At 69.9% G+C, this 26,531-nt stretch carries 23 protein-coding genes and 1 riboswitch; of the genes, 16 read left to right on the top strand and 7 right to left on the bottom strand.

The features are described from left to right. Positions 1-26 precede the first annotated feature (26 nt). The gene (locus tag ACIA8F_RS30255) at positions 27-743 is read left to right on the top strand and encodes a response regulator (protein ID WP_399383515.1); all 717 of its coding nucleotides are present in this window, start codon (positions 27-29) and stop codon (positions 741-743) included. Positions 744-942: 199 nt separating this feature from the next. Further along, on the top strand, positions 943-4,074 hold the full coding sequence (locus ACIA8F_RS30250) for an efflux RND transporter permease subunit (protein WP_399383513.1): 3,132 nt from the start codon (positions 943-945) through the stop codon (positions 4,072-4,074). Positions 4,075-4,161: 87 nt separating this feature from the next. Here the strand turns inward: ACIA8F_RS30250 and nadA are convergent, their stop codons facing one another. After that, positions 4,162-5,364: a quinolinate synthase NadA gene (nadA, locus tag ACIA8F_RS30245; protein WP_399383511.1), complete on the bottom strand. Its 1,203-nt coding sequence runs from the start codon at positions 5,362-5,364 to the stop codon at positions 4,162-4,164. 317 nt (positions 5,365-5,681) lie between these two features. Here nadA and erpA point away from each other — a divergent pair, with 317 nt between their 5' ends. After that, positions 5,682-6,038 carry an iron-sulfur cluster insertion protein ErpA gene (gene erpA / locus ACIA8F_RS30240; RefSeq protein ID WP_243330017.1) on the top strand — a complete coding sequence of 119 codons (357 nt, stop codon included), beginning with the start codon at positions 5,682-5,684 and terminating at the stop codon, positions 6,036-6,038. A gap of 98 nt (positions 6,039-6,136) precedes the next feature. On the opposite strand, the gene ACIA8F_RS30235 is transcribed toward erpA, so the two are convergent. Both ACIA8F_RS30235 and ACIA8F_RS30230 read right to left on the bottom strand, forming a co-directional pair. Then, positions 6,137-7,633, bottom strand: a complete 1,497-nt coding sequence (locus ACIA8F_RS30235; RefSeq protein ID WP_399383509.1) for a hypothetical protein — start codon at positions 7,631-7,633, stop codon at positions 6,137-6,139. Positions 7,634-7,726: 93 nt separating this feature from the next. Continuing rightward, entirely contained in the window at positions 7,727-7,945 is a 219-nt protein-coding gene (locus ACIA8F_RS30230; protein WP_399383508.1) for a hypothetical protein, read from the bottom strand. Between the two features lie 132 nt (positions 7,946-8,077). Here ACIA8F_RS30230 and ACIA8F_RS30225 point away from each other — a divergent pair, with 132 nt between their 5' ends. Continuing rightward, a complete protein-coding gene (locus ACIA8F_RS30225) occupies positions 8,078-9,055 on the top strand; it encodes a carbohydrate kinase family protein (protein WP_399383506.1) in 978 nt (325 codons plus the stop codon). Positions 9,056-9,333: 278 nt separating this feature from the next. On the opposite strand, the gene ACIA8F_RS30220 is transcribed toward ACIA8F_RS30225, so the two are convergent. Further along, positions 9,334-10,719, bottom strand: a complete 1,386-nt coding sequence (locus ACIA8F_RS30220) for a cysteine desulfurase/sulfurtransferase TusA family protein (RefSeq protein WP_399383505.1) — start codon at positions 10,717-10,719, stop codon at positions 9,334-9,336. Between the two features lie 305 nt (positions 10,720-11,024). Here ACIA8F_RS30220 and coxB point away from each other — a divergent pair, with 305 nt between their 5' ends. From coxB to ACIA8F_RS30200, 4 genes are all read left to right on the top strand, one after another. Continuing rightward, complete coding sequence (coxB, locus tag ACIA8F_RS30215; protein WP_399383504.1) at positions 11,025-11,999, top strand: cytochrome c oxidase subunit II; 975 nt, start codon at positions 11,025-11,027, stop codon at positions 11,997-11,999. After that, entirely contained in the window at positions 11,996-13,726 is a 1,731-nt protein-coding gene (gene ctaD, locus ACIA8F_RS30210) for a cytochrome c oxidase subunit I (RefSeq protein WP_383952640.1), read from the top strand. Before coxB ends, ctaD begins: the two co-directional genes overlap by 4 nt. Beyond that, positions 13,723-14,121 (top strand): cytochrome c oxidase subunit 4, encoded by a 399-nt coding sequence (locus ACIA8F_RS30205; RefSeq protein ID WP_389433978.1) that lies wholly within the window; start codon positions 13,723-13,725, stop codon positions 14,119-14,121. The genes ctaD and ACIA8F_RS30205 overlap by 4 nt, the downstream gene beginning before the upstream one ends. Before the next feature lie 137 nt (positions 14,122-14,258). Continuing rightward, positions 14,259-15,506 carry an Ig-like domain-containing protein gene (locus ACIA8F_RS30200; RefSeq protein WP_399383501.1) on the top strand — a complete coding sequence of 416 codons (1,248 nt, stop codon included), beginning with the start codon at positions 14,259-14,261 and terminating at the stop codon, positions 15,504-15,506. 129 nt (positions 15,507-15,635) lie between these two features. Here the strand turns inward: ACIA8F_RS30200 and ACIA8F_RS30195 are convergent, their stop codons facing one another. Beyond that, positions 15,636-16,037 (bottom strand): hypothetical protein, encoded by a 402-nt coding sequence (locus tag ACIA8F_RS30195; RefSeq protein ID WP_250742508.1) that lies wholly within the window; start codon positions 16,035-16,037, stop codon positions 15,636-15,638. Between the two features lie 212 nt (positions 16,038-16,249). On the opposite strand from ACIA8F_RS30195, the gene ACIA8F_RS30190 reads away from it, so the two are divergent. From ACIA8F_RS30190 to ACIA8F_RS30165, 6 genes are all read left to right on the top strand, one after another. After that, a complete protein-coding gene (locus ACIA8F_RS30190; RefSeq protein ID WP_008738823.1) occupies positions 16,250-16,870 on the top strand; it encodes a heme-copper oxidase subunit III in 621 nt (206 codons plus the stop codon). A gap of 76 nt (positions 16,871-16,946) precedes the next feature. Then, on the top strand, positions 16,947-17,756 hold the full coding sequence (locus tag ACIA8F_RS30185; protein WP_399383499.1) for a c-type cytochrome: 810 nt from the start codon (positions 16,947-16,949) through the stop codon (positions 17,754-17,756). After that, a complete protein-coding gene (locus tag ACIA8F_RS30180) occupies positions 17,753-18,811 on the top strand; it encodes a Rieske 2Fe-2S domain-containing protein (RefSeq protein WP_399383497.1) in 1,059 nt (352 codons plus the stop codon). The genes ACIA8F_RS30185 and ACIA8F_RS30180 overlap by 4 nt, the downstream gene beginning before the upstream one ends. Further along, complete coding sequence (locus ACIA8F_RS30175) at positions 18,808-20,436, top strand: cytochrome bc complex cytochrome b subunit (RefSeq protein ID WP_399383495.1); 1,629 nt, start codon at positions 18,808-18,810, stop codon at positions 20,434-20,436. The genes ACIA8F_RS30180 and ACIA8F_RS30175 overlap by 4 nt, the downstream gene beginning before the upstream one ends. Positions 20,437-20,643: 207 nt before the next feature. Beyond that, entirely contained in the window at positions 20,644-21,708 is a 1,065-nt protein-coding gene (gene trpD / locus ACIA8F_RS30170) for an anthranilate phosphoribosyltransferase (protein WP_399383493.1), read from the top strand. 105 nt (positions 21,709-21,813) lie between these two features. Continuing rightward, positions 21,814-21,930, top strand: a riboswitch (SAM riboswitch). A gap of 248 nt (positions 21,931-22,178) precedes the next feature. Further along, complete coding sequence (locus tag ACIA8F_RS30165) at positions 22,179-23,564, top strand: aminotransferase class V-fold PLP-dependent enzyme (protein WP_399383491.1); 1,386 nt, start codon at positions 22,179-22,181, stop codon at positions 23,562-23,564. A gap of 39 nt (positions 23,565-23,603) precedes the next feature. Here the strand turns inward: ACIA8F_RS30165 and ACIA8F_RS30160 are convergent, their stop codons facing one another. Further along, a complete protein-coding gene (locus tag ACIA8F_RS30160; RefSeq protein WP_243330042.1) occupies positions 23,604-23,885 on the bottom strand; it encodes an Lrp/AsnC family transcriptional regulator in 282 nt (93 codons plus the stop codon). Then, complete coding sequence (locus ACIA8F_RS30155; protein ID WP_399383489.1) at positions 23,882-24,616, bottom strand: rhomboid family intramembrane serine protease; 735 nt, start codon at positions 24,614-24,616, stop codon at positions 23,882-23,884. Before ACIA8F_RS30155 ends, ACIA8F_RS30160 begins: the two co-directional genes overlap by 4 nt. A gap of 133 nt (positions 24,617-24,749) precedes the next feature. On the opposite strand from ACIA8F_RS30155, the gene ACIA8F_RS30150 reads away from it, so the two are divergent. Next, the gene (locus tag ACIA8F_RS30150) at positions 24,750-24,989 is read left to right on the top strand and encodes a hypothetical protein (protein WP_008738811.1); all 240 of its coding nucleotides are present in this window, start codon (positions 24,750-24,752) and stop codon (positions 24,987-24,989) included. 40 nt (positions 24,990-25,029) lie between these two features. Beyond that, positions 25,030-26,394, top strand: coding sequence for an NYN domain-containing protein (locus ACIA8F_RS30145; RefSeq protein ID WP_399383583.1), 1,365 nt, complete (start codon positions 25,030-25,032; stop codon positions 26,392-26,394). The last annotated feature ends 137 nt before the right edge of the window (positions 26,395-26,531 follow it).

Here is a 26,531-nt window from a genome sequence, read left to right as displayed (position 1 = left end):
CGCGCGGGACGACGTAGGGTCGGGGCGTGGAAAATACCCCGAACCAGGCCCCGACGCCCATCCGGGTGCTCCTCGCCGACGACCAGGCCCTGCTGCGCAGCGCGTTCAAGGTGCTCGTCGACTCCGAGGCCGACATGTGTGTCGTCGGGGAGGCCTCCGACGGGGCGCAGGCCTTCGAGCTGGCGCGCACGCTCCGGCCCGACGTGGTCCTCATGGACATCCGGATGCCCGGCACCGACGGTCTCGCCGCCACCCGGCTGATCAGCGCCGACTCCGAACTGACCGGCGTGCGCGTGGTGATGCTGACCACCTTCGAGGTCGACGAGTACGTGGCCGCGGCCCTGCGGGCGGGCGCCTCCGGCTTCCTCGGCAAGGGCGCCGAGCCCGAGGAGCTGCTCAACGCCATCCGCGTCGCGGCCGCCGGCGACGCCCTGCTCTCCCCGGCCGCCACCAAGGGGCTCATCGCCACCTTCCTCGCGCAGGGCGGCGGCGCTGGGGAGGTCCCCGCCGGGGGCTCCGCCCACGTCCAGCGGCTGGCCGCGCTGACCGGGCGCGAGCGCGAGGTCCTCGTCCTGGTGGCCGCGGGCCTGTCCAACGACGAGATCGCCCGCCGGCTGGAAGTCAGCCCGCTCACCGTCAAGACCCACGTGAACCGGGCCATGTCCAAGCTCGGGGCCCGCGACAGGGCGCAATTGGTGGTCATCGCGTACGAATCGGGACTAGTGCGGCCCAGGGCCGAGTAGACGGGGGTCCTCCGGAGGGGCCCGGAGTACTCCCGCCTACTGCGGACGCGGTATGCCCCGGATAAGGACGAGACCTGGGGGCGACGTCGGCGTGCCCGTGCGCGGGAGAGGCTGAGGGGCCCCGCGCGTGCCCGACGGCACGACTGCCCGTCATGCCTCGCCGACGTCACCGCGTCCCTGCAGAGAGATCCCCATACCCATGTTCCGGCTGTCCCGCTTCAGCCTCGCCCAAAGGGCGCTGATCGGCCTCGTGTCGCTCGTCGCGCTCCTCTTCGGCGCCATTGCCATCCCGCAGCTCAAGCAGCAGCTGCTGCCCTCCATCGACCTGCCGATGGTGTCCGTGCTCGCGCCCTACCAGGGCGCCTCGCCCGACGTGGTGGAGAAGCAGGTCGTCGAACCGATCGAAGCCATGCTCAAGGGCGTCGACGGCATCACCGGCGTCACCTCCACCGCCAGCGAGGGCAACGCCCTGATCATGGCGACCTTCGACTACGGCGACGAGGGCACCAAGCAGCTCGTCGCCGACGTCCAGCAGGCCGTCAACCGGGCCCGCGTACGGCTGCCCGCCGAGGTCGACCCGCAGGTCATCGCCGGTTCCACCGACGACATCCCGACCGTGGTCCTCGCCGTCACCTCCGACAAGGACCAGCAGGCGCTCGCCGACCAGCTGAACAAGTCCGTGGTCCCCGTCCTGGAGGACATCGCGGGCGTCGGCCAGGTCACCGTCGACGGGGTCCGTGACCTCCAGGTCACCGTCACCCCCGACAACGCCAAGCTCGCCGCCGCCGGCATCGACGGCGCGGCCCTGGCCCAGGGCCTCCAGGCGGGCGGCGCCGCCGTCCCCGCCGGCTCCTTCGACGAGGCGGGCAAGAACCGCACCGTCCGCGTCGGTTCGGGCTACACCTCGCTCGCCCAGCTGGAGGACCTGCGCCTCACCGCCGGCCCGGGCAAGCCCGCCGTCCGCCTCGGCGACGTGGCGAGCGTGAAGCAGGAGCCGGCCAAGGCCGACTCCCTCACCCGCACCAACGGCAAGCCCAGCCTCGCGCTGATGCTCACCATGGACAAGGACGGCAGCGCCGTCGCCATCTCGGACGCGGTCAAGGACAAGCTGCCCGAGCTCCGCTCCGCCCTCGGCTCCGGCGCCGACCTGACCGTGGTCAGCGACCAGGGCCCGGCCGTCGCCAAGTCCATCTCGGGCCTGACCACCGAAGGCCTGCTCGGCCTGGTCTTCGCGGTCATCGTGATCCTGGTCTTCCTCGGCTCGGTGCGCTCGACGCTGGTCACCGCGGTCTCCATCCCGCTGTCCGTCGTCCTCGCGCTGATCGTGCTGTGGACCCGCGACCTCTCCCTCAACATGCTGACGCTGGGCGCGCTCACCATCGCCATCGGCCGCGTCGTCGACGACTCGATCGTGGTCCTGGAGAACATCAAGCGCCACCTCGGCTACGGCGAGGAGCGCCGGCACGCGATCATCACCGCGGTGAAGGAAGTGGCCGGCGCGGTCACCTCCTCCACGCTCACCACCGTCGCCGTCTTCCTGCCGATCGCCTTCGTCGGCGGCATGGTCGGCCAGTTCTTCGGCCCGTTCTCCATCACCGTCACCGCGGCCCTGCTGGCCTCGCTGCTCGTCTCCCTGACGGTCGTGCCGGTGCTCTCGTACTGGTTCCTGCGCGCGCCGAAGGGCGTCAGCGAGGGCAACGCCGCGAGCATCGAGAAGGCCCGCCGCGAGGCCGAGGAGAAGGAGTCCCGCAGCAAGCTCCAGCAGTTCTACGTACGGGCCCTGGGCCTGGTCACCCGGCGCCGGGTGACCACCCTGGTCGTCGCCGTCGTGGTGCTCGTCGCGACGCTGGGCATGACCCCGCTGCTCAAGACGAACTTCTTCGACCAGGGCGAGCAGGAAGTCCTCAGCATCAAGCAGCAGTTGCCGCCCGGCACCTCGCTCGCCGCCGCCGACGAGGCGAGCCGCAAGGTCGAGAAGGTGCTGGAGGGGACCGACGGGGTCAAGGACTACCAGGTCACCGTCGGCTCCTCCGGCTTCCTGGCCGCCTTCGGCGGCGGTACGGGCTCCAACCAGGCCTCGTACCAGGTCACCCTGGAGAACTCGGACAAGACCGAGGCCGCCAAGAAGCACATCGAGACCGCCCTGAAGGGGCTCGACGGCATCGGCGAGACCACCATCGCGGCCGGCGACGGCTTCGGCAGCCAGAACCTCAGCGTCGTCGTCAAGGCCGGCGACGGGGCCGTCCTCGCCAAGGCCGCCGAGCAGGTCCGCGCCGAGGTGGCGAAGATCGAGGACGTCACCGACGTCCAGAGCGACCTGTCCCAGTCCGTGCCCCGGATCTCGGTCACCGCCACCCCCAAGGCGGCGGAGTTCGGCCTGAACCAGGCGGCGCTCGGCGCCCTCGTCGGCCAGGCCGTCCGCGGCAACCCGGCGGGCAAGGCCGTACTGGACGACACCGAGCGGGACATCGTCATCAAGTCCGCGCAGCCGGCCACCACCCTGGCCCAGCTGCAGGCGCTGCCCGTCGGCCCGGTCAAGCTCGGCGACATCGCCGAGGTCAAGGAGGTCCCCGGCCCCGTCGCGATGACCCGGATCGACGGCGCCCGCGCCGCGACCATCACCGCGAAGCCGGTCGGCGACAACACCGGCGCCGTCAGCTCCACCCTGCAGACGAAGATCAAGGCCCTGGACCTGCCCGCGGGCGCCACCGCCACCATCGGCGGCGTCGGACAGGACCAGAGCGAGGCCTTCGGACAGCTGGGCCTGGCCATGCTCGCGGCCATCGCGATCGTGTTCATGCTGCTCGTCGCGACGTTCCGCTCGCTCGTCCAGCCGCTGATCCTGCTGGTCTCGATCCCGTTCGCCGCGACCGGCGCGCTCGGCCTGCTCCTGGTCACCGGCACCCCGCTCGGCGTCCCGGCGATGATCGGCATGCTGATGCTCATCGGCATCGTCGTCACCAACGCGATCGTGCTGATCGACCTGGTCAACCAGTACCGGGCCCAGGGCTACGGCGTCGTCGAGGCCGTCGTCGAGGGCGGCCGCCACCGGCTGCGCCCGATCCTGATGACGGCACTGGCGACGATCTTCGCGCTGCTCCCGATGGCGCTGGGCGTCACCGGCGAGGGCGGCTTCATCTCGCAGCCGCTCGCGGTGGTCGTCATCGGCGGCCTCATCAGCTCCACCCTGCTGACCCTGCTCCTGGTGCCGACCCTCTACACGATGCTGGAGCTCCGCAAGGAGCGCCGCAGCGCGAAGAAGAGGGCCCGCCTGAGCGTGGTCCCGACCCCGGCCGCCTCCGCGGAGGACGAGAGCCCGGTCAAGGTCTGACCCGCGGGAACCCGTACACGCCGAAGGGCCGCCCCTCGCAGGAGGGGCGGCCCTTCGGTCGTCGTGCGTTCCGCGGCCGGACCGGGGTTACGGAAGCGCGAGCATCCGCTCCAGGGCGAGCTTGGCGAAGCTCTCGGTCTCCTTGTCGACCTGGATCTGGTTCACGAGGTTGCCCTCGGCCAGGGACTCCAGGGTCCACACCAGGTGGGGGAGGTCGATGCGGTTCATGGTCGAGCAGAAGCAGACCGTCTTGTCGAGGAAGACGACCTCCTTGTCCTCGGCGGCGAACCGGTTCGCCAGCCGCTGGACGAGGTTCAGCTCGGTGCCGATGGCCCACTTGGAGCCGGCCGGGGCCGCCTCCAGCGCCTTGATGATGTACTCGGTGGAGCCGACGTAGTCCGCGGCCGCCACGACCTCGTGCTTGCACTCCGGGTGGACCAGGACGTTCACGCCGGGGATGCGGGCGCGCACGTCGTTGACCGAGTCGACCGAGAAGCGGCCGTGGACCGAGCAGTGGCCGCGCCACAGGATCATCTTGGCGTCCCGCAGCTGCTCGACGGTCAGGCCGCCGTTCGGCTTGTGCGGGTTGTAGAGCACGCAGTCGTCGAGGGACAGGCCCATGTCGCGGACGGCGGTGTTGCGGCCCAGGTGCTGGTCCGGCAGGAAGAGGATCTTCGCGCCCTGCTCGAACGCCCACTCCAGGGCCTTCTTGGCGTTGGACGAGGTACAGATCGTGCCGCCGTGCTTGCCGGTGAAGGCCTTGATGTCGGCGGAGGAGTTCATGTACGAGACGGGGACCGTGGCTCCGGCGACACCCGCCTCGGTCAGCACGTCCCAGCACTCCGCTACCTGCTCGGCGGTGGCCATGTCGGCCATCGAGCAGCCCGCGGCCAGGTCCGGCAGGACCACCTTCTGGTCGTCCGAGGTCAGGATGTCCGCGGACTCTGCCATGAAGTGGACGCCGCAGAAGACGATGTACTCGGCCTCCGGCTTGGCGGCCGCGTCCTTGGCGAGCTTGAAGGAGTCACCGGTGACGTCGGCGAACTCGATGACCTCGTCACGCTGGTAGTGGTGGCCGAGGATGAAGACCTTGTCCCCGAGCTTCTCCTTCGCGGCGCGGGCGCGCGCCACGAGGTCCGGGTCCGACGGCGAGGGCAGGTCGCCGGGGCACTCCACCCCGCGCTCGCTCTTGGGGTCGGCCTCACGGCCGAGCAGCAGCAGGGCAAGGGGCGTCGGCTGGACGTCCAAAGGCTGGTTGTCCAAAGGCTGGGCGGTGGTCACGACACGCACCCTTTCTGTTCTGCGACAAGGGACTTCTGAAGCACTCCGAAGCCATCGCTTCGACTTCTCGTCTATTTGACGCTATCTATCATAACTGCTTCACGTCACTTTGACGATGCCGATAGTGTCGATGTGACGCATTCGCCCGCCCGCCACCGGTGCCTCGCGGGGACCCACCACCGCGCGGGGGTGTGCGAGCATGGAATTTCTGAAACACGCGTCGGGTCGCGGAATGAATCCGCGGTCCCGCTCGTTGCCACCGACGGCAAGAGTCCGACGTTTCCCCGCTCCCGGCGGGGAGCCGCCCACTTCGGGAGTGAATGCAGATGTCCGTACAGGACGAAAAGACCACCGTGAGCGACGGCATCCTCCTGTCCGACGCCGCCGCCGAGAAGGTCAGGACCCTGCTGGAGCAGGAAGGCCGCGATGACCTGGCGCTGCGCGTCGCCGTCCAGCCCGGCGGCTGCTCCGGCCTGCGCTACCAGCTCTTCTTCGACGAGCGCTCCCTCGACGGCGACGTCGTGAAGGACTTCGACGGTGTGAAGGTCGTCACCGACCGGATGAGCTCCCCGTACCTGCACGGCGCGTCGATCGACTTCGTCGACACCATCGAGAAGCAGGGCTTCACGATCGACAACCCGAACGCCACCGGTTCCTGCGCCTGCGGCGACTCGTTCAACTAAGCGCTCGAAGCCCTGAGGGCCCTGCGGGGCCCCCGGGCAGACGAGAGGGGCCCGCCCGCGGACATCCGCGGACGGGCCCCTCTCGTGCGTCCTGCCGCCTACTGGCGGGGGACGGCCTTGCCGTTGGTCGCATCGACCACCTTGCGGTCGCCCAGCGGCTGCTGGAGCGCGGCCGTCACCGTCATCTCCTTCGCGATCATGATGCAGTTCTGCCCCGGCTTGTTCGGGGTGTCCGTGATCTTGACCATCACCGACTCCGGCTGCTCCCGGACCTCCAGGGCGTACGTGCTGCACACCCCGCCCCAGAAGTTCACGGTCAGCGTCCGGTCCGCCGAGGAGTACGAGAAACCGGGCACGCTCTGCCCCTTCGCGGGCGGGTCCACCGGGGGAGCCTCCTCGGTCGCCGCCGCCGGCTGGGCCACCGTGTGCCCCGGGCCGCCGCCCCGGCCGGCCACCTCGAACAGCCAGGCCGGCACCAGCCCGCGGGCCCCGTCGACCGTGCCCGGGACCAGCCCGAGCGCGGCGCCCCGCACCGACTCCGTCCGCGTCGGCTTCATAGGCCGGGGCTCCGGGTTGCACGGCAGCGTGTCCGTGGCCCCGACCGGGGAGTCCGGGGTCAGCGGCACGCTCGTGGCGCAGCCGCTCGGACCCGGGTCCGGGGCGCCGGAACCCCGCGCCTTGTCGTTCAGCCGGGCCAGCGCATCGACGGCGCCGATCACCGGCTGCTCGGCGGCCCGCGCCGGAGCCTTCAGCTCGCCGCTGCCCGACACCACCCGGGAGTCCGCCCCGACACCGATCCGGGTGGACCAGCCCTGCGTGGCCAGCCCGCCGATCACCGGGTCGGCCGTCACCAGGCGTACGGAGCCCTGGAGGATCCGGGCGTCGAGCGCCGCCGAGTCCTGCCCCACGGCGGCCAGCACGGGCGCGGCGGCGGCCTTGGCGGCCGCCTCGGTGACCGGGGTCCCGCCGGTGCCGCCGCGCTCCGGCCCCAGGTCCTGGGGGAGGGTGGCGGGGCCGCAGGTGTCCTTGCCGCGCACGCAGTCGTCCCCGGCGCCGCCGACCTGGAAGCGGGAGAAGCTCCAGGTCCCGGGGGCCTTGAGGTTCACCGTGAGCCGGGGTCCGGAGCCGTCCGCGGCCTCCCCGGCCTGCCAGGTCTCCCCGGCCAGCCGGGGCGCGCCGGAGATCCCCAGCGCCGTCGCGAGCCGCGCCACCTCGGCGGAGGTCACCTCGCCGCTCGCCGCGAAGGCCGGAGCCGTGGCCGGGCCGTCCGGGAGGGGAATGTCGGCGGTGTAGGTGACACCGCCGCCGGAGGGATCGGGCTCGCCGGGGGCGATGCCGGGCCCGGGCGGCGTGGGCGCGGCGGCCGCCGAGCGGGGCGCCGAGGCCGCGCGGTCGCCCGTACGGCCCTCGCCGTGCGCGACCGAAGCCCAGTACGCGGTGCCGCCGCCGGTGAGCAGGACGGCGGCCGCGATCGAACCGACGACCCAGACGGGCCGCCGTCGTGTGGCACGAGGCGCACCGGGTGCGCCGGGCACCTCGGGCGCCCGGGGGGTGTCCTCGGGTGCTTCCGGTCCATCGGGTTGTTCGCTGGTCACCGCATCGCTCCTTTGCCCGTCCCGCATGGGGTGATGCGGGTGTGACGGAACAGACGCGGATCCGGTTCCGCCCCGGCGGTCCGGCCGGAGCGACTAGTCCCCGTAGGCCGCCGTGGAGGCGATGAGCCGGGCCGAGGCCGCCGGGACGCGGATCCCGATGATCTGCGAGGGGGCCACCCGATCCGGCCGCGGATCCGCGGGAACCGGCCAATGCGGGGCCATCCGGGCACAGTCGCCCAGCAGCTGTTCGAACGCGGTGCTCGCCGCGTTCTCGGAGGTCCGGACGGGCCCGAAGCCATCGGTGTAGGTCATGGGGCACGGTAGGCACGGCACCACGGGCGAAGAAAGAGCTACTACGGGGTAGTTTCGGACGGTCGGTTGTCCGCCCCCCGACCGGGTAGTTTTGACTGTCCCCTTGCCTTCCCCCGCAGGAGCGTCCACGCCGTGCGTATCGCAGTCACCGGCTCCATCGCCACCGACCACCTCATGACCTTCCCCGGCCGCTTCGCCGACCAGTTGGTCGCGGACCAGCTGCACACGGTCTCCCTCTCCTTCCTCGTCGACAACCTCGACGTGCGGCGCGGCGGAGTCGGCCCGAACATCTGCTTCGGCATGGGGCAGCTCGGCGCCCGGCCGATCCTCGTCGGAGCCGCCGGCTCCGACTTCGACGAGTACCGCGCCTGGCTCGACCGCCACGGCGTCGACACCCAGTCCGTGCGGATCTCCGAGGTCCTGCACACCGCGCGCTTCGTCTGCACGACGGACTCGGACCACAACCAGATCGGCTCCTTCTATACGGGCGCGATGAGCGAGGCCCGCCTGATCGAGCTGAAGTCGGTCGCGGACCGGGTCGGCGGCCTGGACCTCGTCCTGATCGGCGCGGACGACCCCGAGGCGATGCTGCGCCACACGGAGGAGTGCCGCACCCGCGAGATCCCCTTCGCGGCGGACTTCTCCCAGCAGATCGCCCGGATGGACGGCGGCAACATCCGCACCCTGATGGAGGGCGCGACGTACCTCTTCTCGAACGAGTACGAGAAGGGCCTCATCGAGGCGAAGTCGGGCTGGACCGACGCGGAGATCCTGGCGAAGGTCGGCACCCGGGTGACCACGCTCGGCTCGAACGGCGTCCGCATCGAGCGGGTCGGCCACGACCCGATCGTGGTCGGCTGCCCGGAGGAGACCGCGAAGGTCGACCCGACCGGCGTCGGCGACGCGTTCCGCGCGGGCTTCCTGACGGGGCTGGGCTGGGGCGTCGGCCTGGAGCGGGCCGCGCAGGTCGGCTGCATGCTGGCCACGCTCGTCATCGAGACCCTGGGCACCCAGGAGTACACCCTGGGCCGCGCCCACTTCATGGAGCGCTTCATGAAGGCCTACGGCGACGAGGCGGCGGCGGAAGTCCAGTCCCACCTGCCCGCGTAGCCCCTCGCGGCCCGGGCTGCCCGGCCCTGCGGGGCGAAGTCCCCGCAGCACCCTTGGCCGCTGCGCGGGGCGAAGTCCCCTACCCGCCCTTCGCCCGTTCCCTGGGGCTCCGCCCCAGACCCCGCGCCTCAAACGCCGGCGAGGCTGAATTTTCCCGGCGGAGCCGGAAAATCCAGCCCGTCCGGCGTTTGAGGACCGGGTCCGGGCAGAGCCCGGGGAACGGTGGAAGGGTGGGTAGGGGACAGCCCCCGCAGGGCAGCCCGGGCCCCCCCGCCGGGTCAGACCGCCCGGCGGACCGTGTACGCGGTACCGAGGGGACGAGGGGCCTCGCCCACGTAGGTCTGCCCGCGCATCGCGCACCACGCGGGGATGTCCAGCCGGGCGACCTCGTCGTCGGACAGCACCGTGACCGTCCCCCCCACCGGCACCCGCCCGATCACCCGGGCCAGCTCGATCACCGGCTGCGGACACCGCAGGCCGAGGGCGTCCAGTTCCAGGGATTCCGCCTCCGGGCCGGCCGCGGCCATCACCGTTTCCGCCGCGCCGAGTTGCTCGCGGATCCCCGCCACCAGCCCGGGCAGCACCTCCAGGAAGCCGTTGACCTCCGCCGCCGTCGTACCGGTGGGAAGAGACACCCGTACGTTCCCTTCCGACAGCACCCCCATGGCCCGCAGGACATGGGACGGCGTCAGCGTCGAGCTGGTGCAGGAGGACCCGGAGGAGACGGAGTAGCCGGCCCGGTCCAGGCCGTGGAGCAGGGTCTCCCCGTCCACGTAGAGACAGGAGAAGGTGACCAGGTGCGGGAGCCGGAGGTCGGGATGGCCCACCACCTCCACGTCCGGCACCAGCCGGGCCACCCGCCGCCGCAGCCGGTCCACCAGGATCCGCAGGCGGGCCGCTTCCGCCTCCGCCTCGGCCCGTACGGCCCGCAGGGAGGCCGCCGCCGCCACCGCCGCGGGGAGGTTGACGAAACCGGGGGAGCGCCCCGACTCCCTTTCGTCGGCGGGGCCTTGGGGGGAGAAGCGCACTCCCTTGCGGACCGCCAGCAGGCCGACCCCGGCCGGGCCGCCCCATTTGTGGGCGCTCGCGCACAGCACGGACCAGTTCCCGGGGACGGGCCCCCAGGCCAGCGACTGCGCGGCGTCCACCAGCAGCGGCACCCCGGCGGCGGCGCACACCTCGGCCACCTCCGCCACGGGCTGGACGGTGCCCACCTCGTGGTTGGCCGACTGGAGGCAGGCCAGCGCGGTGGCGGGCCCGATCAGTTCCCCGTAGGAGGAGGGGGAGACCCGGCCGAACCGGTCCACCGGGACCTCCTCGACCCGCCCGCCGCCCGCGGCGTGGACCTCCGCCGCGTGCAGTACGGAACTGTGTTCCACCGCCGATACGACCAGATGCCCGCCGACGCGCCGACGGCCCGCCAGGACCCCGGCCATGCCCGAGTGAACCGCGTGCGTCCCCGAAGGAGTGAACACGAGCTCGTCGGGGCGGCAGCCCACCGACTCCGCCGCCGCCTCCCGGGCCGCGTCCAGCAGCATCCGGGCCCGGCGCCCTTCGCGGTACAGCCGGGCCGGGTCGGCCCAGCCTTCGTCAAGGGAGGCCTGGAGCGCCTGCCGGGCCACGGGGTGCAGCGGGGCGGCGGACGCGGTGTCGAAGTACGGCATCCGGTCACGCTAACCGGCCGCCGGGCCAGGGCCGCGACCGGTGGGCCCGGCGTCGAGGTCAGGGCCCGTCAGATGCCGCCGGAACGCCGCCATTCGGGGCACGTTGGGCCGTCCCCCGTACGGCGGATCCATCCCTTCGGGGTCAGTAACGGCGCGTTGGGCACCCTCCCCGCGCGACCCCAAATAGCGTCCAGTAGGGTTTGGTCCGCATAAACATCCAAACCCCTGCCTGCGTCAGGGCCGGCGACCGACCCGAATGCGGCCGCGGCCGGCCGCGCGGGCCGAGACTCTCGGGAAGGCGCTACGTGAGTCCCTACGGCTCCGACCGCTCGCCGCGGCGCCCGATGCGGCGGAAGCTGCTGCAGGCGCTGACTGCGGGCGTGGTCCTGGCGACCGCCACTGGTTGCTCGTATACATGGAAAGACTTCCCCCGCCTCGGATTGCCCACCCCGGTCACTGAAGAGGCGCCTCGCATCCTCTCCCTGTGGCAGGGGTCCTGGGCGGCCGCTCTGATCACCGGCATCCTCGTGTGGGGCCTGATCATGTGGAGCGTCATCTTCCACCGGCGCAGCCGGACCAAGGTCGAGGTTCCCCCGCAGACCCGGTACAACATGCCCATCGAGGCGCTGTACACCGTGGTCCCGCTCATCATCGTCTCGGTGCTCTTCTACTTCACCGCGCGTGACGAGTCGAAGCTGCTCTCCCTCTCCGCCAAGCCGGCGCACACGATCAACGTGATCGGCTTCCAGTGGAGCTGGGGCTTCAACTACGTCGAGGACGTCGACGGCGATGCGGCCACCCCGAAGGCGGGTGAGGTTCCCAAGGAACTCGCCTCCCTTCCGGACCGCTACACCAAGGACTTCCCGGCGGGCGCCGAAGGCGTCTACACCAAGGGCGTCCCGAGCGACCGGAACGAAGAGACCGGCAACCCGGGCCCGACGCTCTGGCTGCCGAAGGGCGAGAAGGTCCGCTTCATCCTGTCGTCCAACGACGTCATCCACTCCTTCTGGGTGGTCCCCTTCCTGTTCAAGCAGGACGTCATTCCGGGCCACACCAACGTCTTCGAGGTCACCCCGACCGAAGAGGGCGTCTTCATGGGCAAGTGCGCCGAGCTCTGCGGTGTCGACCACTCCCGAATGCTCTTCAACGTCAAGGTCGTCTCCCCGGAGGCGTACAAGGCGCACCTGAAGGAGCTCGCGGAGAAGGGTCAGACCGGCTTCCTCCCGGCCGGCATCAAGCAGACCGACCCGGCCCGCAATGCTGAGGTGAACAAACTGTGAGCATCCTCAACCAGCCTCAGGGTGCCGAGGCCGACTCGTACGAGAACGAGTTGCCGGTACGGAGCAAGCAGCCGGGCAATGTCGTCGTGAAGTGGTTGACCACCACCGACCACAAGACCATCGGCACGATGTACCTGCTGACGTCGTTCGTGTTCTTCCTCATCGGCGGTCTGCTGGCGCTCTTCATGCGCGCCGAGCTGGCCCGTCCGGGGACGCAGATCATGTCGAACGAGCAGTTCAACCAGGCGTTCACCATGCATGGCACGATCATGCTGCTGATGTTCGCCACCCCGCTCTTCGCGGGCTTCGCGAACTGGATCATGCCGCTGCAGATCGGCGCGCCCGACGTGGCGTTCCCGCGGCTGAACATGTTCGCGTACTGGCTGTACCTCTTCGGTTCGACCATCGCGGTGGCCGGCTTCGTCACCCCCTCGGGTGCCGCCGACTTCGGCTGGTTCGCCTACTCCCCGCTGTCGGACGCGGTCCGGTCGCCGGGCATCGGCGCCGACATGTGGATCATGGGTCTGGCCTTCTCCGGCTTCGGCACGATCCTCGGTTCGGTCAACTTCATCACCACGATCATCTGCATGCGCGCCCCCGGCATGACGATGTTCCGCATGCCGATCTTCACCTGGAACGTGCTGCTGACCGGTGTCCTGGTCCTGCTCGCCTTCCCGGTGCTGGCCGCCGCGCTCTTCGCACTGGAGGCGGACCGCAAGTTCGGTGCGCACGTCTTCGACGCCGCGAACGGCGGCGCGCTGCTATGGCAACACCTCTTCTGGTTCTTCGGCCATCCAGAGGTGTACATCATCGCGTTGCCATTCTTCGGAATCGTTTCCGAAATCATTCCGGTCTTCTCGCGCAAGCCGATGTTCGGCTACATCGGTCTGATCGCCGCGACGATCTCGATCGCCGGCCTTTCGGTGACCGTGTGGGCGCACCACATGTACGTCACCGGCGGTGTGCTGCTGCCGTTCTTCTCCTTCATGACGTTCCTCATCGCGGTTCCGACCGGTGTGAAGTTCTTCAACTGGATCGGCACCATGTGGAAGGGCTCGTTGTCCTTCGAGACCCCGATGCTCTGGACGATCGGCTTCCTGGTCACCTTCACCTTCGGTGGTCTGACCGGCGTCATCCTGGCCTCGCCCCCGATGGACTTCCACGTCTCCGACTCGTACTTCGTCGTCGCGCACTTCCACTACGTCGTCTTCGGCACCGTGGTCTTCGCGATGTTCGCCGGCTTCCACTTCTGGTGGCCGAAGTTCACGGGCAAGATGCTGGACGAGCGCCTCGGCAAGATCACCTTCTGGACGCTGTTCATCGGCTTCCACGGCACCTTCCTGGTGCAGCACTGGCTGGGCGCCGAGGGCATGCCGCGTCGTTACGCGGACTACCTCGCGGCGGACGGCTTCACCCTGCTGAACACCATCTCGACGATCAGCTCGTTCGTGCTGGGCCTGTCGATGCTGCCGTTCATGTACAACGTCTGGAAGACGGCGAAGTACGGCAAGAAGGTCGAGGTCGACGACCCGTGGGGCTACGGCCGTTCGCTCGAATGGGCGACGTCTTGCCCGCCGCCGCGGCACAACTTCCTCACCCTGCCGAGGATCCGGTCCGAATCCCCGGCATTCGATCTGCACCACCCCGAGATCGCGGCCCTCGACCACCTTGAGGACCACTCCGTGGCCGCCAAGGCCGTCGCTGGTGGCAAGGAGGCCGGCAAGTGAAGATCCAGGGCAGGATGTTCCTGTGGCTCGCCGCCTTCATCCTGATCATGACCGTCGTGTACGGCGTGTGGTCCAAGGAGCCGGTCGGCACCACGGCACTCGCGCTGGCCTTCGGCCTGAGCGCCATGATCGGCTACTACCTGGCCTTCACGGCCGCGCGCGTCGACCAGATGGCCCAGGACAACCTGGAGGCCGACGTCGCCGACGAGGCGGGCGAGCTGGGGTTCTTCTCCCCGCACAGCTGGCAGCCGCTCTCGCTGGCCATCGGTGGCGCCTTCGCCTTCATGGGCGTCGTCTTCGGCTGGTGGCTGATGTACTTCTCGGCGCCGCTGATCCTCGTGGGTCTGTGGGGCTGGGTGTACGAGTACTACCGCGGCGAGAACCAGAACCAGTAGCCGCACCCGCGTGACCGCTCCCGCAGCGGCCGCAGCATCAGACCAGGGGCCCGGACTCCTCCAATGGAGGAGTCCGGGCCCCTCGTTTGCAGTCACCCCGCGCGCAGTAATTGTCATATCTTCATAGCGTTGGCTCCATGAACCAGTCACCGCGTCTTTGGACGGTTATCGGCTGCTCCCTGCTGGTCGCGTCCCTCGGGGCCGGCGCCACCGCATGCGGGTCGGGCGATGACAACCCGCTGTCAGCCCGCCCCTACGACGCGGGCGACCAAGTCGTACTCAACCAGCCCTCCGGCAGTCGCCCGGTCGACCCGGACAAGCCCCTGGAAGTCACCCGCAAGAGCGGTGACGGCCGGATCACCGACGTCAGCGCCGTGGACACCCACGGCCGCCGCCTGGCGGGCGAGCTGTCCGCCTCCGGCGACCGCTGGCACAGCACCGTCCCGATGGCCGCAGGCGTCCGCTACACCGTCCTCGTGAGCACCGAGGACGAACGGGGCGCTCCCGGGCAGCGCACGCTCACCTTCGACACCACCCCGGCCCAGAAGGTCCTCAAGGTCGAATTCGGCCCCGACGAGGGCAAGTACGGCGTCGGACAGCCCCTCACGGCCGAACTCAACGAGCCCGTCAAGGACAAGGCCGCCCGCGCCGTCATCGAGCGGGGCCTGGTCGTCGACGCCCCGCCGGAAGCCGTGGGCGCCTGGCACTGGGTGGACGACAAGAAGCTCCACTACCGGCCCAAGGAGTACTGGCCCGCCAACACCACGGTCTCCGTACGGAGCAACCTGGAGGGCGTCAAGATCTCCGATGACCTGCACGGGGCCGCCTCCAAGCCGCTGAAGCTGGAGATCGGCGACCGCGTCGAGGTCACCACGGACGCCTCCTCGCACTACCTCACGTTCAAGCGCAACGGAGAAGTGATCAACACCATTCCGGTGACCACCGGAAAGCCGGGCTTCTCCACCCGCAACGGCGTCAAGGTGGTCCTCGGCAAGCAGTACTACGTCCAGATGCGCGGGGACACGGTCGGCATCGGCGGCAGCGAGTACTACAACCTGCCCGTCTACTACGCGACCCGCGTCACCTGGAGCGGTGAATACGTCCACGCCGCGCCGTGGTCCGTCGGCTCCCAGGGCTACGAGAACGTCAGCCACGGCTGCACCGGCATGAGCACGGGCAACGCCGCCTGGTTCTACGAGAACATCAGCGAAGGCGACATCGTCCGCGTCATCAACAGCATCGGCGACGACATGGACACCTTCGGCAACGGCTACGGCGACTGGAACATGGACTGGAAGGACTGGCGCGAGGGCAGCGCCCTCCTCAAGGGCACCCAGGAGGGGCGCAGCCCGGTCGACCAGGCGCGCCTGCGCCCGCAGGTGTAACCACCGGGCCGGGAGCGCCTGGAGCGCCGGGAGAAGCCACAGCCGGGGCACGGGCGCCCGTACGAACCGTACGGGCGCCCGTGCCCCGGTATGCGCCGTTAAGGGGCCGTGCGGGGCGCACAGGCCCCGCTACGCCGCCGGGGAGAGCCGGGCGCGCAGCAGACCCGCCAGGGCCTGCGCGAAGTCCACCGGATCCACCGGAAGGGTGACCGCGGCGTCCGCGCGGCTCCAGGTGGCCAGCCAGGCGTCCTGCGGACGGCCCATCAGGAGCAGCACGGGCGGGCACTGGAAGATCTCGTCCTTGATCTGCCGGCACACCCCCATGCCCCCGGCCGGAACCGCCTCGCCGTCCAGCACGCACACGTCGATGCCGCCCGCGTCCAGTTCCTTCAGGACGGCCGGCAGCGTGGCGCACTCCAGGAACTCCACCGGCGGCAGGTCGGCGGCCGGCCTGCGCCCGGCCGCCAGCCGCACCTGCTCCCGGGTGCCCGCGTCGTCGCTGTAGACCAGAACCCGCGCAGTCGCCCGCATTTCGTTCCTCCACGTGTCCCGTGAATCACGTTGATGTTGCGCGGGATGCTACTCCGTCCGACCCGGTGTCAACATCGGTTCGCACAGCCTCGCCCGAGGGATGTCCGACAGGCGTCCGAAGGGCGATCTGATGGGCCGTTCGGGCCTTGCACACGCCCCTGACACTCCGAACGGCACCCCCCGGGGTGAGGGCGGGATAAGGGACCGACATAATGTCGGTCGTGGCGACAGCAACGACAGTAGATACCGGGCACGCGCACCCGACGGTCAACAGGCCGAACCTCGTCAGCGTGGGAACCATCATCTGGTTGAGTTCCGAGCTGATGTTCTTCGCGGCCCTCTTCGCGATGTACTTCACCCTGCGATCAGTGACAGGCGCCGAGTACTGGACAGAACAGGCTTCGGCCTTGAATCTGCCCTTCTCGGCGACGAACACGACGATCCTGGTGCTTTCCTCGCTCACCTGCCAGCTCGGCGTATTCGCCGCCGAGCGCGGTGACGTGAAGAAGCTCAGGACGTGGTTCATCATCACGTTCGTCATGGGTGCGATCTTCATTGGCGGCCAGGTGTTCGAGTACACCGAGCTGGTCAAGCACGAGGGCATGAGCCTCTCGTCCGGTCCGTACGGCTCGGTCTTCTACCTGACCACCGGCTTCCACGGTCTGCACGTGACGGGCGGTCTCATCGCCTTCCTGCTGGTCCTCGGCCGGACGTACGCGGCCAAGAGGTTCACCCACGAACAGGCCACGTCGGCCATCGTCGTGTCCTACTACTGGCACTTCGTCGATGTCGTCTGGATCGGCCTCTTCGCAACGATCTACCTGATCAAGTAGCGAACACGTCGCCGGGCCCGACCCGGCACTCCATCCAGACACACCGACGCAGAAGATCCTGACACCGGGGTAATCCGTGAAAAAGCTCTCCGCACGACGACGCCATCCGCTGGCGGCGGTCGTCGTTCTACTCTTCGCGCTGGCGGTTACCGGGGGGCTGTACAGCGCCTTCGCGCCCGCGGGCACTGCGAAGGCCGACGAAACCGTCCAGTCCCTCGCCATCGAGGAGGGCCAGAAGCTCTACGCCGTCGGCTGCGCAAGCTGCCACGGAACCGGCGGTCAGGGTTCCTCTGACGGCCCCAGCCTGGTAGGCGTCGGCTCCGCTGCCGTCGACTTCCAGGTGATGACGGGCCGTATGCCCGCCCAGCAGCCCGGCGCCCAGGTGCCGAAGAAGCCCGTCATCTACACCCAGGCGCAGGCCGACCAGCTCGCCGCGTACATCTCGTCGCTCGGAGCCGGCCCGATCACGCCGACCGGGAAGCAGTACGACCCGGCGGGTGCCGACATCGCGAAGGGTGGCGAGCTGTTCCGCAACAACTGCGCGCAGTGCCACAACTTCACCGGTGAGGGCGGCGCACTGACGAACGGCAAGTACGCCCCCAACCTCGAGGGCGTCGAGCCGAAGCACATCTACGAGGCCATGCTCACCGGCCCGCAGAACATGCCCTCCTTCCCCGACAGCACCATGCCGGAGAAGCAGAAGAAGGACATCATCGCGTACCTCCAGCACGTGAACGGCGAGAAGTCGACCAACCCCGGTGGCCTCAAGCTCGGTGGCCTCGGCCCCGTCTCCGAGGGTCTCTTCGGCTGGATCTTCGGACTGGGTGCGCTGATCGCTGTCGCCGTCTGGGTCGCGGCCCACACCGCTAAGGCCAAGAAGTCATGAGTAGCCAAGACATTCCCGAAGAGAAGCACCTGCCGAGCGAGCAGGGCGACGCGCACCACGGTGCCGTGGCAGTGGCGGACGACCCGTTCGCCGACCCCGGTCTGCCGGTTCACCGGCCTCGGATCCAGGACATCGACGAGCGGGCCGCGAAGCGCTCCGAGCGCACGGTGGCCATGCTGTTCACGCTGTCGATGCTGGCCACGGTCGCCTTCATCGCCTCGTACGTGATCCTGCCGGTCGACAAGATCGTCTACATCTTCCCCATCGGGAAGGTGAGCGCTCTCAACTTCGCCCTCGGCATCAGCCTCGGCGCAGCCCTCTTCTGCATCGGCGCGGGCGCGGTCCACTGGGCCCGCACCCTGATGTCCGACGTGGAGGTCGCCGCCGAGCGCCACGAGATCGCGGCCCCGGCCGAGGTCAAGGCGCAGGTCATGCAGGACTTCGCGGACGGCGCGCGCGAGTCGGCCATCGGCCGCCGCCCGCTGATCCGCAACACGATGTTCGGCGCGCTGGCCCTGCTGCCGCTCTCCGCCGTCGTGATCCTGCGCGACCTGGGCCCGCTGCCCGAGGACAAGCTGCGCAAGACCATCTGGGCGAAGGGCAAGATGCTCATCAACCAGAACACGATGGAGCCGCTCCGTCCCGAGGACGTCGTCGTCGGTTCGCTGACCTTCGCCATGCCGGAAGGCCTGGAGGAGGACGCCCACGACTTCCAGCAGCAGATCGCCAAGGCCGCCCTGATGATCGTCCGCATCCAGCCGGAGAACATCAAGGACAAGAAGGAACTGGAGTGGTCCCACGACGGGATCGTGGCCTACTCCAAGATCTGCACCCACGTCGGCTGCCCGATCAGCCTGTACGAGCAGCAGTCGCACCACGTGCTCTGCCCGTGCCACCAGTCCACCTTCGACCTCTCCGACGGCGCCCGAGTCATCTTCGGCCCGGCTGGTCACGCGCTCCCGCAGCTGCGGATCGGCGTGAATGACGAAGGTTTCCTCGAGGCGCTCGGCGACTTCGAAGAGCCCGTCGGTCCTGCATTCTGGGAGCGCGGATGAGCACTGCGACACAGACCAAAGAGCGCAAGGCTCCGGCCGGCGAGCGCGTAGCCGACTGGGCCGACGGCCGGCTGGGCATCTACAGCCTCGCCAAGGCCAACATGCGCAAGATCTTCCCGGACCACTGGTCCTTCATGCTGGGTGAGATCTGCCTCTACAGCTTCATCATCCTCATCCTCACGGGTGTGTACCTGACGCTGTTCTTCCACCCGAGCATGAACGAAGTGCACTACGACGGCTCCTACGTCCCCATGCAGGGTGTGGCGATGTCGGAGGCCTTCAAGTCGACCCTGGAAATCAGCTTCGACGTCCGCGGCGGCCTGCTCATCCGGCAGATCCACCACTGGTCGGCGCTGATCTTCATCGCGGCGATGCTCGTGCACATGATGCGCGTGTTCTTCACCGGCGCGTTCCGCAAGCCGCGCGAGGTCAACTGGGTCTTCGGCTTCCTGCTGCTGGTCCTCGGCATGTTCACCGGTTTCACCGGTTACTCCCTGCCGGACGACCTGCTCTCGGGCACCGGTGTGCGCTTCATGGAAGGCGCCATGCTGTCCGTGCCGATCGTGGGCACGTACCTGTCGTTCTTCCTCTTCGGCGGAGAGTTCCCCGGCGGCGACTTCGTGGGCCGGTTCTACTCGGTGCACATCCTGCTGCTGCCCGGCATCATGATGGGCCTGCTGGTGGCCCACCTGATCCTGGTCTTCTACCACAAGCACACCCAGTTCGCGGGCCCCGGCAAGACGGAGAAGAACGTCGTCGGCATGCCGCTGCTCCCGGTCTACATGGCCAAGGCCGGAGGCTTCTTCTTCCTGGTCTTCGGTGTCATCGCGGCCGTCTCGGCGATCGCCTCGATCAACCCGATCTGGGCGCTCGGCCCGTACCGCCCGGACCACGTGTCCACCGGTGCGCAGCCCGACTGGTACATGGGCTTCTCCGAAGGCCTGATCCGTGCCATGCCCGGCTGGGAGATCAACCTGTGGGGCCACACCCTCGTCCTGGGTGTCTTCATCCCGCTGGTCATCTTCCCGCTCGTCCTCGTCGTGATCGCGGTCTACCCGTTCATCGAGTCCTGGGTCACCGGGGACAAGCGCGAGCACCACATCCTGGACCGTCCGCGCAACGTGCCGACGCGTACCGGTTTCGGCGTGGCCTGGCTGACGTGGTACGTCATCCTGCTGATCGCCGGTGGAAACGACATGTTCGCGCAGTACTTCCACCTGTCGATCAACTCGATCACCTGGTTCGCCCGCATCGCCTTCTTCGTGGGTCCGGTCATCGCGTTCATCATCACCAAGCGGATCTGCCTCGGACTCCAGCGCCGGGACCGGGACAAGGTGCTGCACGGTCGCGAGACCGGCGTCATCAAGCGCCTGCCGCACGGTGAGTTCGTCGAGGTCCACGAGCCGCTCTCGCAGGGCAAGCTGCACACGCTCACCTCGTACGACCAGTACGAGCCCGCCGAGATCGGCCCCACGGTCGACGAGAACGGTGTCGAGCGCAAGGTGAAGCCGCTGGAGAAGCTCCGCGCCAAGCTGAGCAAGGGCTACTACGGGGAGAACAACCAGATCCCCAAGCCCACGGTCGAGGAGTACAAGGAGATCCAGAGCGGCCACGGCCACCACTGATCTCCCGCAACACGGCTTCACGCGCTTCATTCATGAATCACGCAGTACGCATGACTGCTTGAGGGACTGATTTCGGTCAGTCCTGGTGTCGCCACGGCGAGAGCCCCGTCCAGTGTCTGGACGGGGCTCTTTGCCGTCCCCGGGGCTGGATAGGCTGATCCCCTTCCCTTTCGACGTGGAATCCTCGATGAGCAGCAGGAGCGGACCATGAACCTGGTGACCCCGGCAGGCGGCGACAGCGTGGCGGCCCGCGGCTGGCCGGGCCTTCTGGACGCCCTGCTGACCGGCCGTGACCTCGGCGCCGACGACACGGCCTGGGCCATGGACCGGATCATGCGCGGGGAGGCCACCGACGCCCAGATCGCCGGCTTCGCCGTCGCCCTGCGGGCCAAGGGGGAGACCGTGGCCGAGATCAACGGCCTGGTCCGCGCCATGTACGAACACGCCAACCTGATCGAGGTGCCGGGCCGGACGGTCGACATCGTCGGCACCGGCGGCGACGGGGCCAAGACGGTGAACATCTCCACGATGTCGGCCGTCGTCGTGGCCGGTACGGGCGCCAAGGTGGTCAAGCACGGCAACCGGGCCGCGTCCTCCGCGAGCGGCTCCTCGGACGTCCTGGAGAAGCTGGGCGTCAACCTCGACCTCACCCCCGCACGGGTCGTGGAGGTGGCCGAGGAAGCCGGGATCACCTTCTGCTTCGCCGTGAAGTTCCACCCCGCGCTGCGGCACGTGGCGGCGGCCCGCCGGGAGCTCGGCATCCGGACCACCTTCAACTTCCTCGGCCCGCTCACCAACCCGGCGCGGGTCCGGGCACAGGCCACCGGCGTGGCCGACGCGCGGGTCGCCCCGATCGTCGCGGGCGTCCTGGCGGAGCGGGGCTCCTCGGCGCTGGTCTTCCGCGGTGACGACGGGCTCGACGAGCTCACCACCACGGCGACCTCCCGGGTCTGGTGGGTCCGCGACGGCAAGGTCGCGGAGCAGTCCTTCGACCCGCGCGACATCGGCATCCCGCTGGTGGACGTCTCCGCGCTCGGCGGCGCGGACGCCTCGTACAACGCGGACGTGGCCCGGCGCCTGCTGGCCGGCGAGACCGGCCCGGTGCGCGACGCGGTGCTCCTGAACTCGGCGGCGGCCCTGGTCGCGCTGGACCCGGGCACCGGCACCCTGGAGGAGCAACTCGCGGCCGGCGTCGTACGGGCGGCGGAGTCAGTGGACTCGGGCGCGGCCCGGGAGGCGCTGGCCCGCTGGGTGGCGGCGAGCAACGCGTAGCAACCCCTGCTCCCATGGGATCCGGCCAAGATCCCGCAACGACCCCGGTCCGCCATGTGGACCGGGGTCTTGCGTTCGCAAGATCGTGTGGCAGGATGCTTTCCAGGTCACGAGTGACAGCGTTTAGGCCCCGGCTTGCTGTCCGGCAACCCTCCTTCCGTGGCGGGGTGCCCCGGGTGATGACCAGGTCGTAGGCAGTGAGGTCTACGGCAAGCGCGGATCCCTCGAACACCAGGGGTCCTGGTCTTCTGAGGAGCGTTTTCCGTGAGCAAGCGAATGCGATAGGGCGAATCCGCCCCTTCTTCACCCCTCGGAACAGGGTCACTTCCGCGTACCCGCAGCACCGCTGCCGACGCCGGCCGACCTCGACTCCGGGGCACTCCCGTACCCTGCACGGCGGCAGCGCCGTGTCCGTGCCGGCGGACGGGCCCACCGAAGCCATTCACACCTGCCTGCCGGGAGATACCGCCATGTCCGCAACCCTGAACACCACCGCCACCGTCACCGCCGTCACCGTCGACCCCGCCTGTGCCGAGCCGCTGCCGGTCCTGGGCCGGGACGTCACCGTGCCGCTCGTCACCGGTGGCGAGGTCACCTACGCCGCCCTCGACTACGCGGCCAGCGCCCCGGCGCTCCAGCGGGTCTGGGACGACGTGGCCGCGTACGCCCCGTACTACGGCAGCGTCCACCGCGGCGCCGGGTACCTCTCGCAGCTCTCCACCGACCTGTTCGAGCAGAGCCGCGTCACGGTCGCCGAGTTCCTCGACTGCCGGCCCTCCGACCAGGTGATCTTCACCCGGTCCACCACCGACTCCCTCAACCTGCTCGCCGCGGTGCTCCCGGCCGACTGCCAGGTCTTCGTCTTCGAGACCGAGCACCACGCCTCGCTGCTCCCGTGGACGAACGCGCAGGTCAGCTACCTCAACGCCCCCCGCACCCCGGCCGAGGCCGTCGCCACCCTGGAGCGCGCCCTGGCCGACCGCGACCCGTACGGCCCCGCGCTGGTCTGCGTCACCGGAGCCTCCAACGTCACCGGCGAGCTGTGGCCCGTCAAGGAGCTCGCCGCCGCCGCGCACGCCCACGGTGCCCGGATCGTCCTCGACGCCGCCCAGCTGGCCCCGCACCACCCCGTCTCGGTCCAGGACCTCGACGTGGACTGGGTCGCCTTCTCCGGCCACAAGCTCTACGCGCCCTTCGGCTCGGGCGTGCTCGCCGGCCGCGCGGACTGGCTCCAGGAGGCCGAGCCGTACCTGGCCGGTGGCGGAGCCTCCCGCAAGGTCGCCCGCCGCGAGGACGGCGGCGTGGACGTCGAGTGGCACACCACCGCGGCCCGCCACGAGGCCGGCTCCCCGAACGTCATCGGCGTCTACTCCATCGCCTCCGCCTGCAAGGCGCTGAACGAGGCGGGCTTCGAGAACCTCGTCGCCCGCGAGCAGTACCTCATCGGCAAGGTCCGCGAAGGCCTCGCCGAGGTTCCGGCGGTCCGCGTCCTGTCCCTCTTCGGTGACGACGCCCCGCGGGTGGGCGTCATCTCCTTCGTCGTCGACGGCTGGAACAGCTCGCACTTCGCGGCCGCGCTCTCCGCCGAGTACGGCATCGGCGTCCGCGACGGCCTGTTCTGCGCCCACCCGCTGGTCCGCACCCTCCTCGGCAGCGAGCCGCAGGCCCAGGGCGAGTGCGGAGCCCCGGAGGCGGCCCCGGGGGAGCGGTCCCTGAACGCGATCCGCGTCAGCTTCGGCGCCGGCACCCCCGACGAGCACGTGGACCGCTTCGTCCGCGCCGTCAAGGAGCTCGTCGCGGACGGCGCCAAGTGGCAGTACCGCACCGAAGAGGGCCGCTGCGTCCCGGCCGTCTGACAGCCCGCGGGCGCCGGACGGCCGGATGGTCGGACGGCCCTACGCGTCCAGGCCGATCGCGAAGGCGGCTTCCAGGTCGTGCTGGGAGTACGTGCGGAAGGCCACGTGGGTGTCCGTGGCCTCGACGCCCGGGATCTTGCTGATGCGGCCGGGGATGATGTCGGCCAGGTCCTCGTGCCGGGACACCCGGACCAGCGCGATGAGGTCGTAGGTACCCGTGACCGAGTAGACCTCGCTGACGCTGTCCAGCGCGGCGATGGCCTCGGCGATCTCGGGGATCCGGTCCACGCTGGTCTTGATGAGCACGAGTGCGGTGATCACGGTTGGCTGTCTCCCTCGACGGCAGTCACTGGTCGACCCACTCTAGTCCCACGCCGGTAGCGGGCCCATGCGTAGAGGAAGCCCGCCGAGAAGCCCACGACGTGCGCCAGATAGGCGACCCCGGGGCCGCTCGCCGCGCGGTGGGCCGCAAGCCACTGGAGGCCGAACCAGAAGATCAGCACGATCCACGCCGGGAAGCGCAGCGGCACGAAGAACAGGAACGGGAACAGGCTCGTCACCCGTGCCCTGGGGAAGAGGTACAGGAAGGCGCCCAGGACCGCGGAGATCGCCCCGGAGGCCCCGACCAGGGTCTGGTCCGAGGAGGCGTAGGCGGCCGCGTACGCCGCCAGGGCCAGGTAGCCCGTGCAGACGTAGAAGCAGAGGAACCCGGCCCGGCCCATGCGCCGCTCCGTCATCGCCCCGAAGACGTAGAGGAACAGCATGTTGCCCAGCAGGTGCAGCCAGCTCCCGTGCACGAACAGGGCCGTGAGCGGGGTGAGCGCCGCGCGGCCCGAGCCGGTGAACAGCTCGTCCGGGACCACGCCCCAGCGCCGGAAGTACGCCGTCCCGTTGGCGAGCAGCTGATCGCCCGCCCCGTAGACCGGGTTCAGCCCCGACGCCGGGCTCAGCACGAACACCACGCAGCAGCCGGCGATCAGCGCGTGGGTGACCACCGGGCCCCGGGCGGCCTCGCGTACGGCCTGCCACCTTACGATCATGCGACCGAGCATGACCCAGCCGGGCCCACCAGCGGGTGCGGCAGGCCGTAGGGTTACGAGCTACGCACGCACGCGCGCACGCCCGGACGACACGGGAGGGTGCAGCGCTTGCGCCATGTGAGCGATAGAAGGAGAGAGCGGCCTGATGACGGTTCCCCTGCCGACCGACACCACCCGGTGGCGCTGCACCCTGTGCGGCAACCTCACGCGCTTCGACGTCACCCGTTCGTCGAAGGTCGTGGAGTACGTCCACCTGGACCTCGCCGGGGAGCCCAAGGTCGAGGAGCGCGAGGTGGTCAATGAGACCATCGAGTCGGTGCGCTGCCGCTGGTGCAACGCGGTGGACCAGATCGAGCTCGTGGACAGGCCGGGCGCGGACTCCTGAAGGAGCCCCGCCCGCAGGTGAATGACGGTAGGGGTGACGGATTGTGGAGCCAGCAAGCGGCGCTGAGCCGGCCGAGTCGGCCGGTGACGCCGCCGAGGTGCTCGACCGCCCGCTGCCGGAAGGCGTGCGGCGCCGGGTCGTCGCACTCGTCTCCGACGCCTTCGGCGGGCTGACGGTCGCGGACCTCCCGGCGCAGTTGCGCCAGTACGCCCGTTTCACCCCGAGCAGGCGGGCCAAGTTCGCGGGCAACGCCATGGCCACGGCCGTGGAGAGCGACCCCGTCTTCCGGGGCCGGGTCGCCGAGAAGCTCCGCGAGGCGCAGGCCGACCTGGCCTCCGCGCTGGATTCGGGCTCCCCGCCCGCCGCCGCCGATCCGCTGGACGTGGCGGCCGCCGCCTACGTGCTGCGGCCGGCCGGCTGGGTCAAGCTGGTCGCCGCCGCGGGCGAGGAGGCGCAGCGCGCCGACGCCGAGCGGGTCGACGAGGAGGCCCGCCGCGAGATGGAGCGGCTCCGCGAGGAGCTGGCCCACGTACGGGAACTCCAGCGCACGGGTGCCGACACCGTGCGGGCCGAGCTGGAAGCGGCGCGCAAGGAAGCGGAATCGCTTCAGCGCAAGCTGCGCAGCGCCCTGAGCGACGTCAAGCGCGGCGACGCGGCCCTGCGCAAGATCAACGCGGAGGTCGACGGCATCCGCGCCGAGGCGGCCGCCCAGGTGACCTCCGCGGAGAGCGAGACCCGGCGGCTCAAGTCCCGCCTCGCGGAGGTGGAATCGGCACTGGAGACCTCGCGCCGGGCCACCCGCGAGGGGCGCAGCATCGAGGACATGCGGCTGCGGCTGCTGCTGGACACCGTCCTGGACGCGGCCGCGGGACTGCGCCGGGAGCTCGCGCTGCCGCCGGTCTCCACCCGGCCCGCCGACACGGTGGAAGCGGTGGAGCCGGGCCGGATGACCCCGAAGGACATCGCGGCGCGCGCCCTGTCGGAGACCGACCCGGCGCTGCTGGACCAGTTGCTGGCGCTGCCCCAGGCCCACCTGGTGGTCGACGGCTACAACGTCACCAAGACCGGCTACCCGACCATGCCGCTGGAGAAGCAGCGGCTGCGGCTGCTGGGCGGGCTGTCGATGCTCGCCGCGCAGACGGGCGCCGAGATGACCTGCGTCTTCGACGGGGCGGAGCTGGCGGCCCCCGTGCTGCTCGCGCCGCCGCGCGGGGTGCGGGTGCTGTTCTCCAAGGCCGGGGTGACGGCGGACGAGCTGATCCGTCAGCTGGTGCGCGCCGAACCGTCGGGCCGTCCCGTGGTCGTGGTCTCCACCGACCGGGAGGTCGCCGACGGGGTGGCCAAGGCCGGCGCGCGGCCGGTCGCGTCCGCCTTGTTGCTGAAGCGGCTTTCGCGCGTTTCGTAACTGCTGGGCCCAATGCCGGAATTGGCAGGGCCCCGCAGGAACGGACCGTCAAGTCGCCGACACGGAGCGTGCGCTGTAGGTAAAGAACCTGGTCGGACGGCGAGTTTTTTCCCGACAGGATTTGAACTGATCACAGA

The sequence above is a fragment of the Streptomyces sp. NPDC051563 genome (assembly GCF_044454225.1).
Lineage (GTDB): Bacteria > Actinomycetota > Actinomycetes > Streptomycetales > Streptomycetaceae > Streptomyces.
Note: the sequence above shows the minus strand (reverse complement) of the source record. Positions and strands in the feature narration are given on the sequence as shown.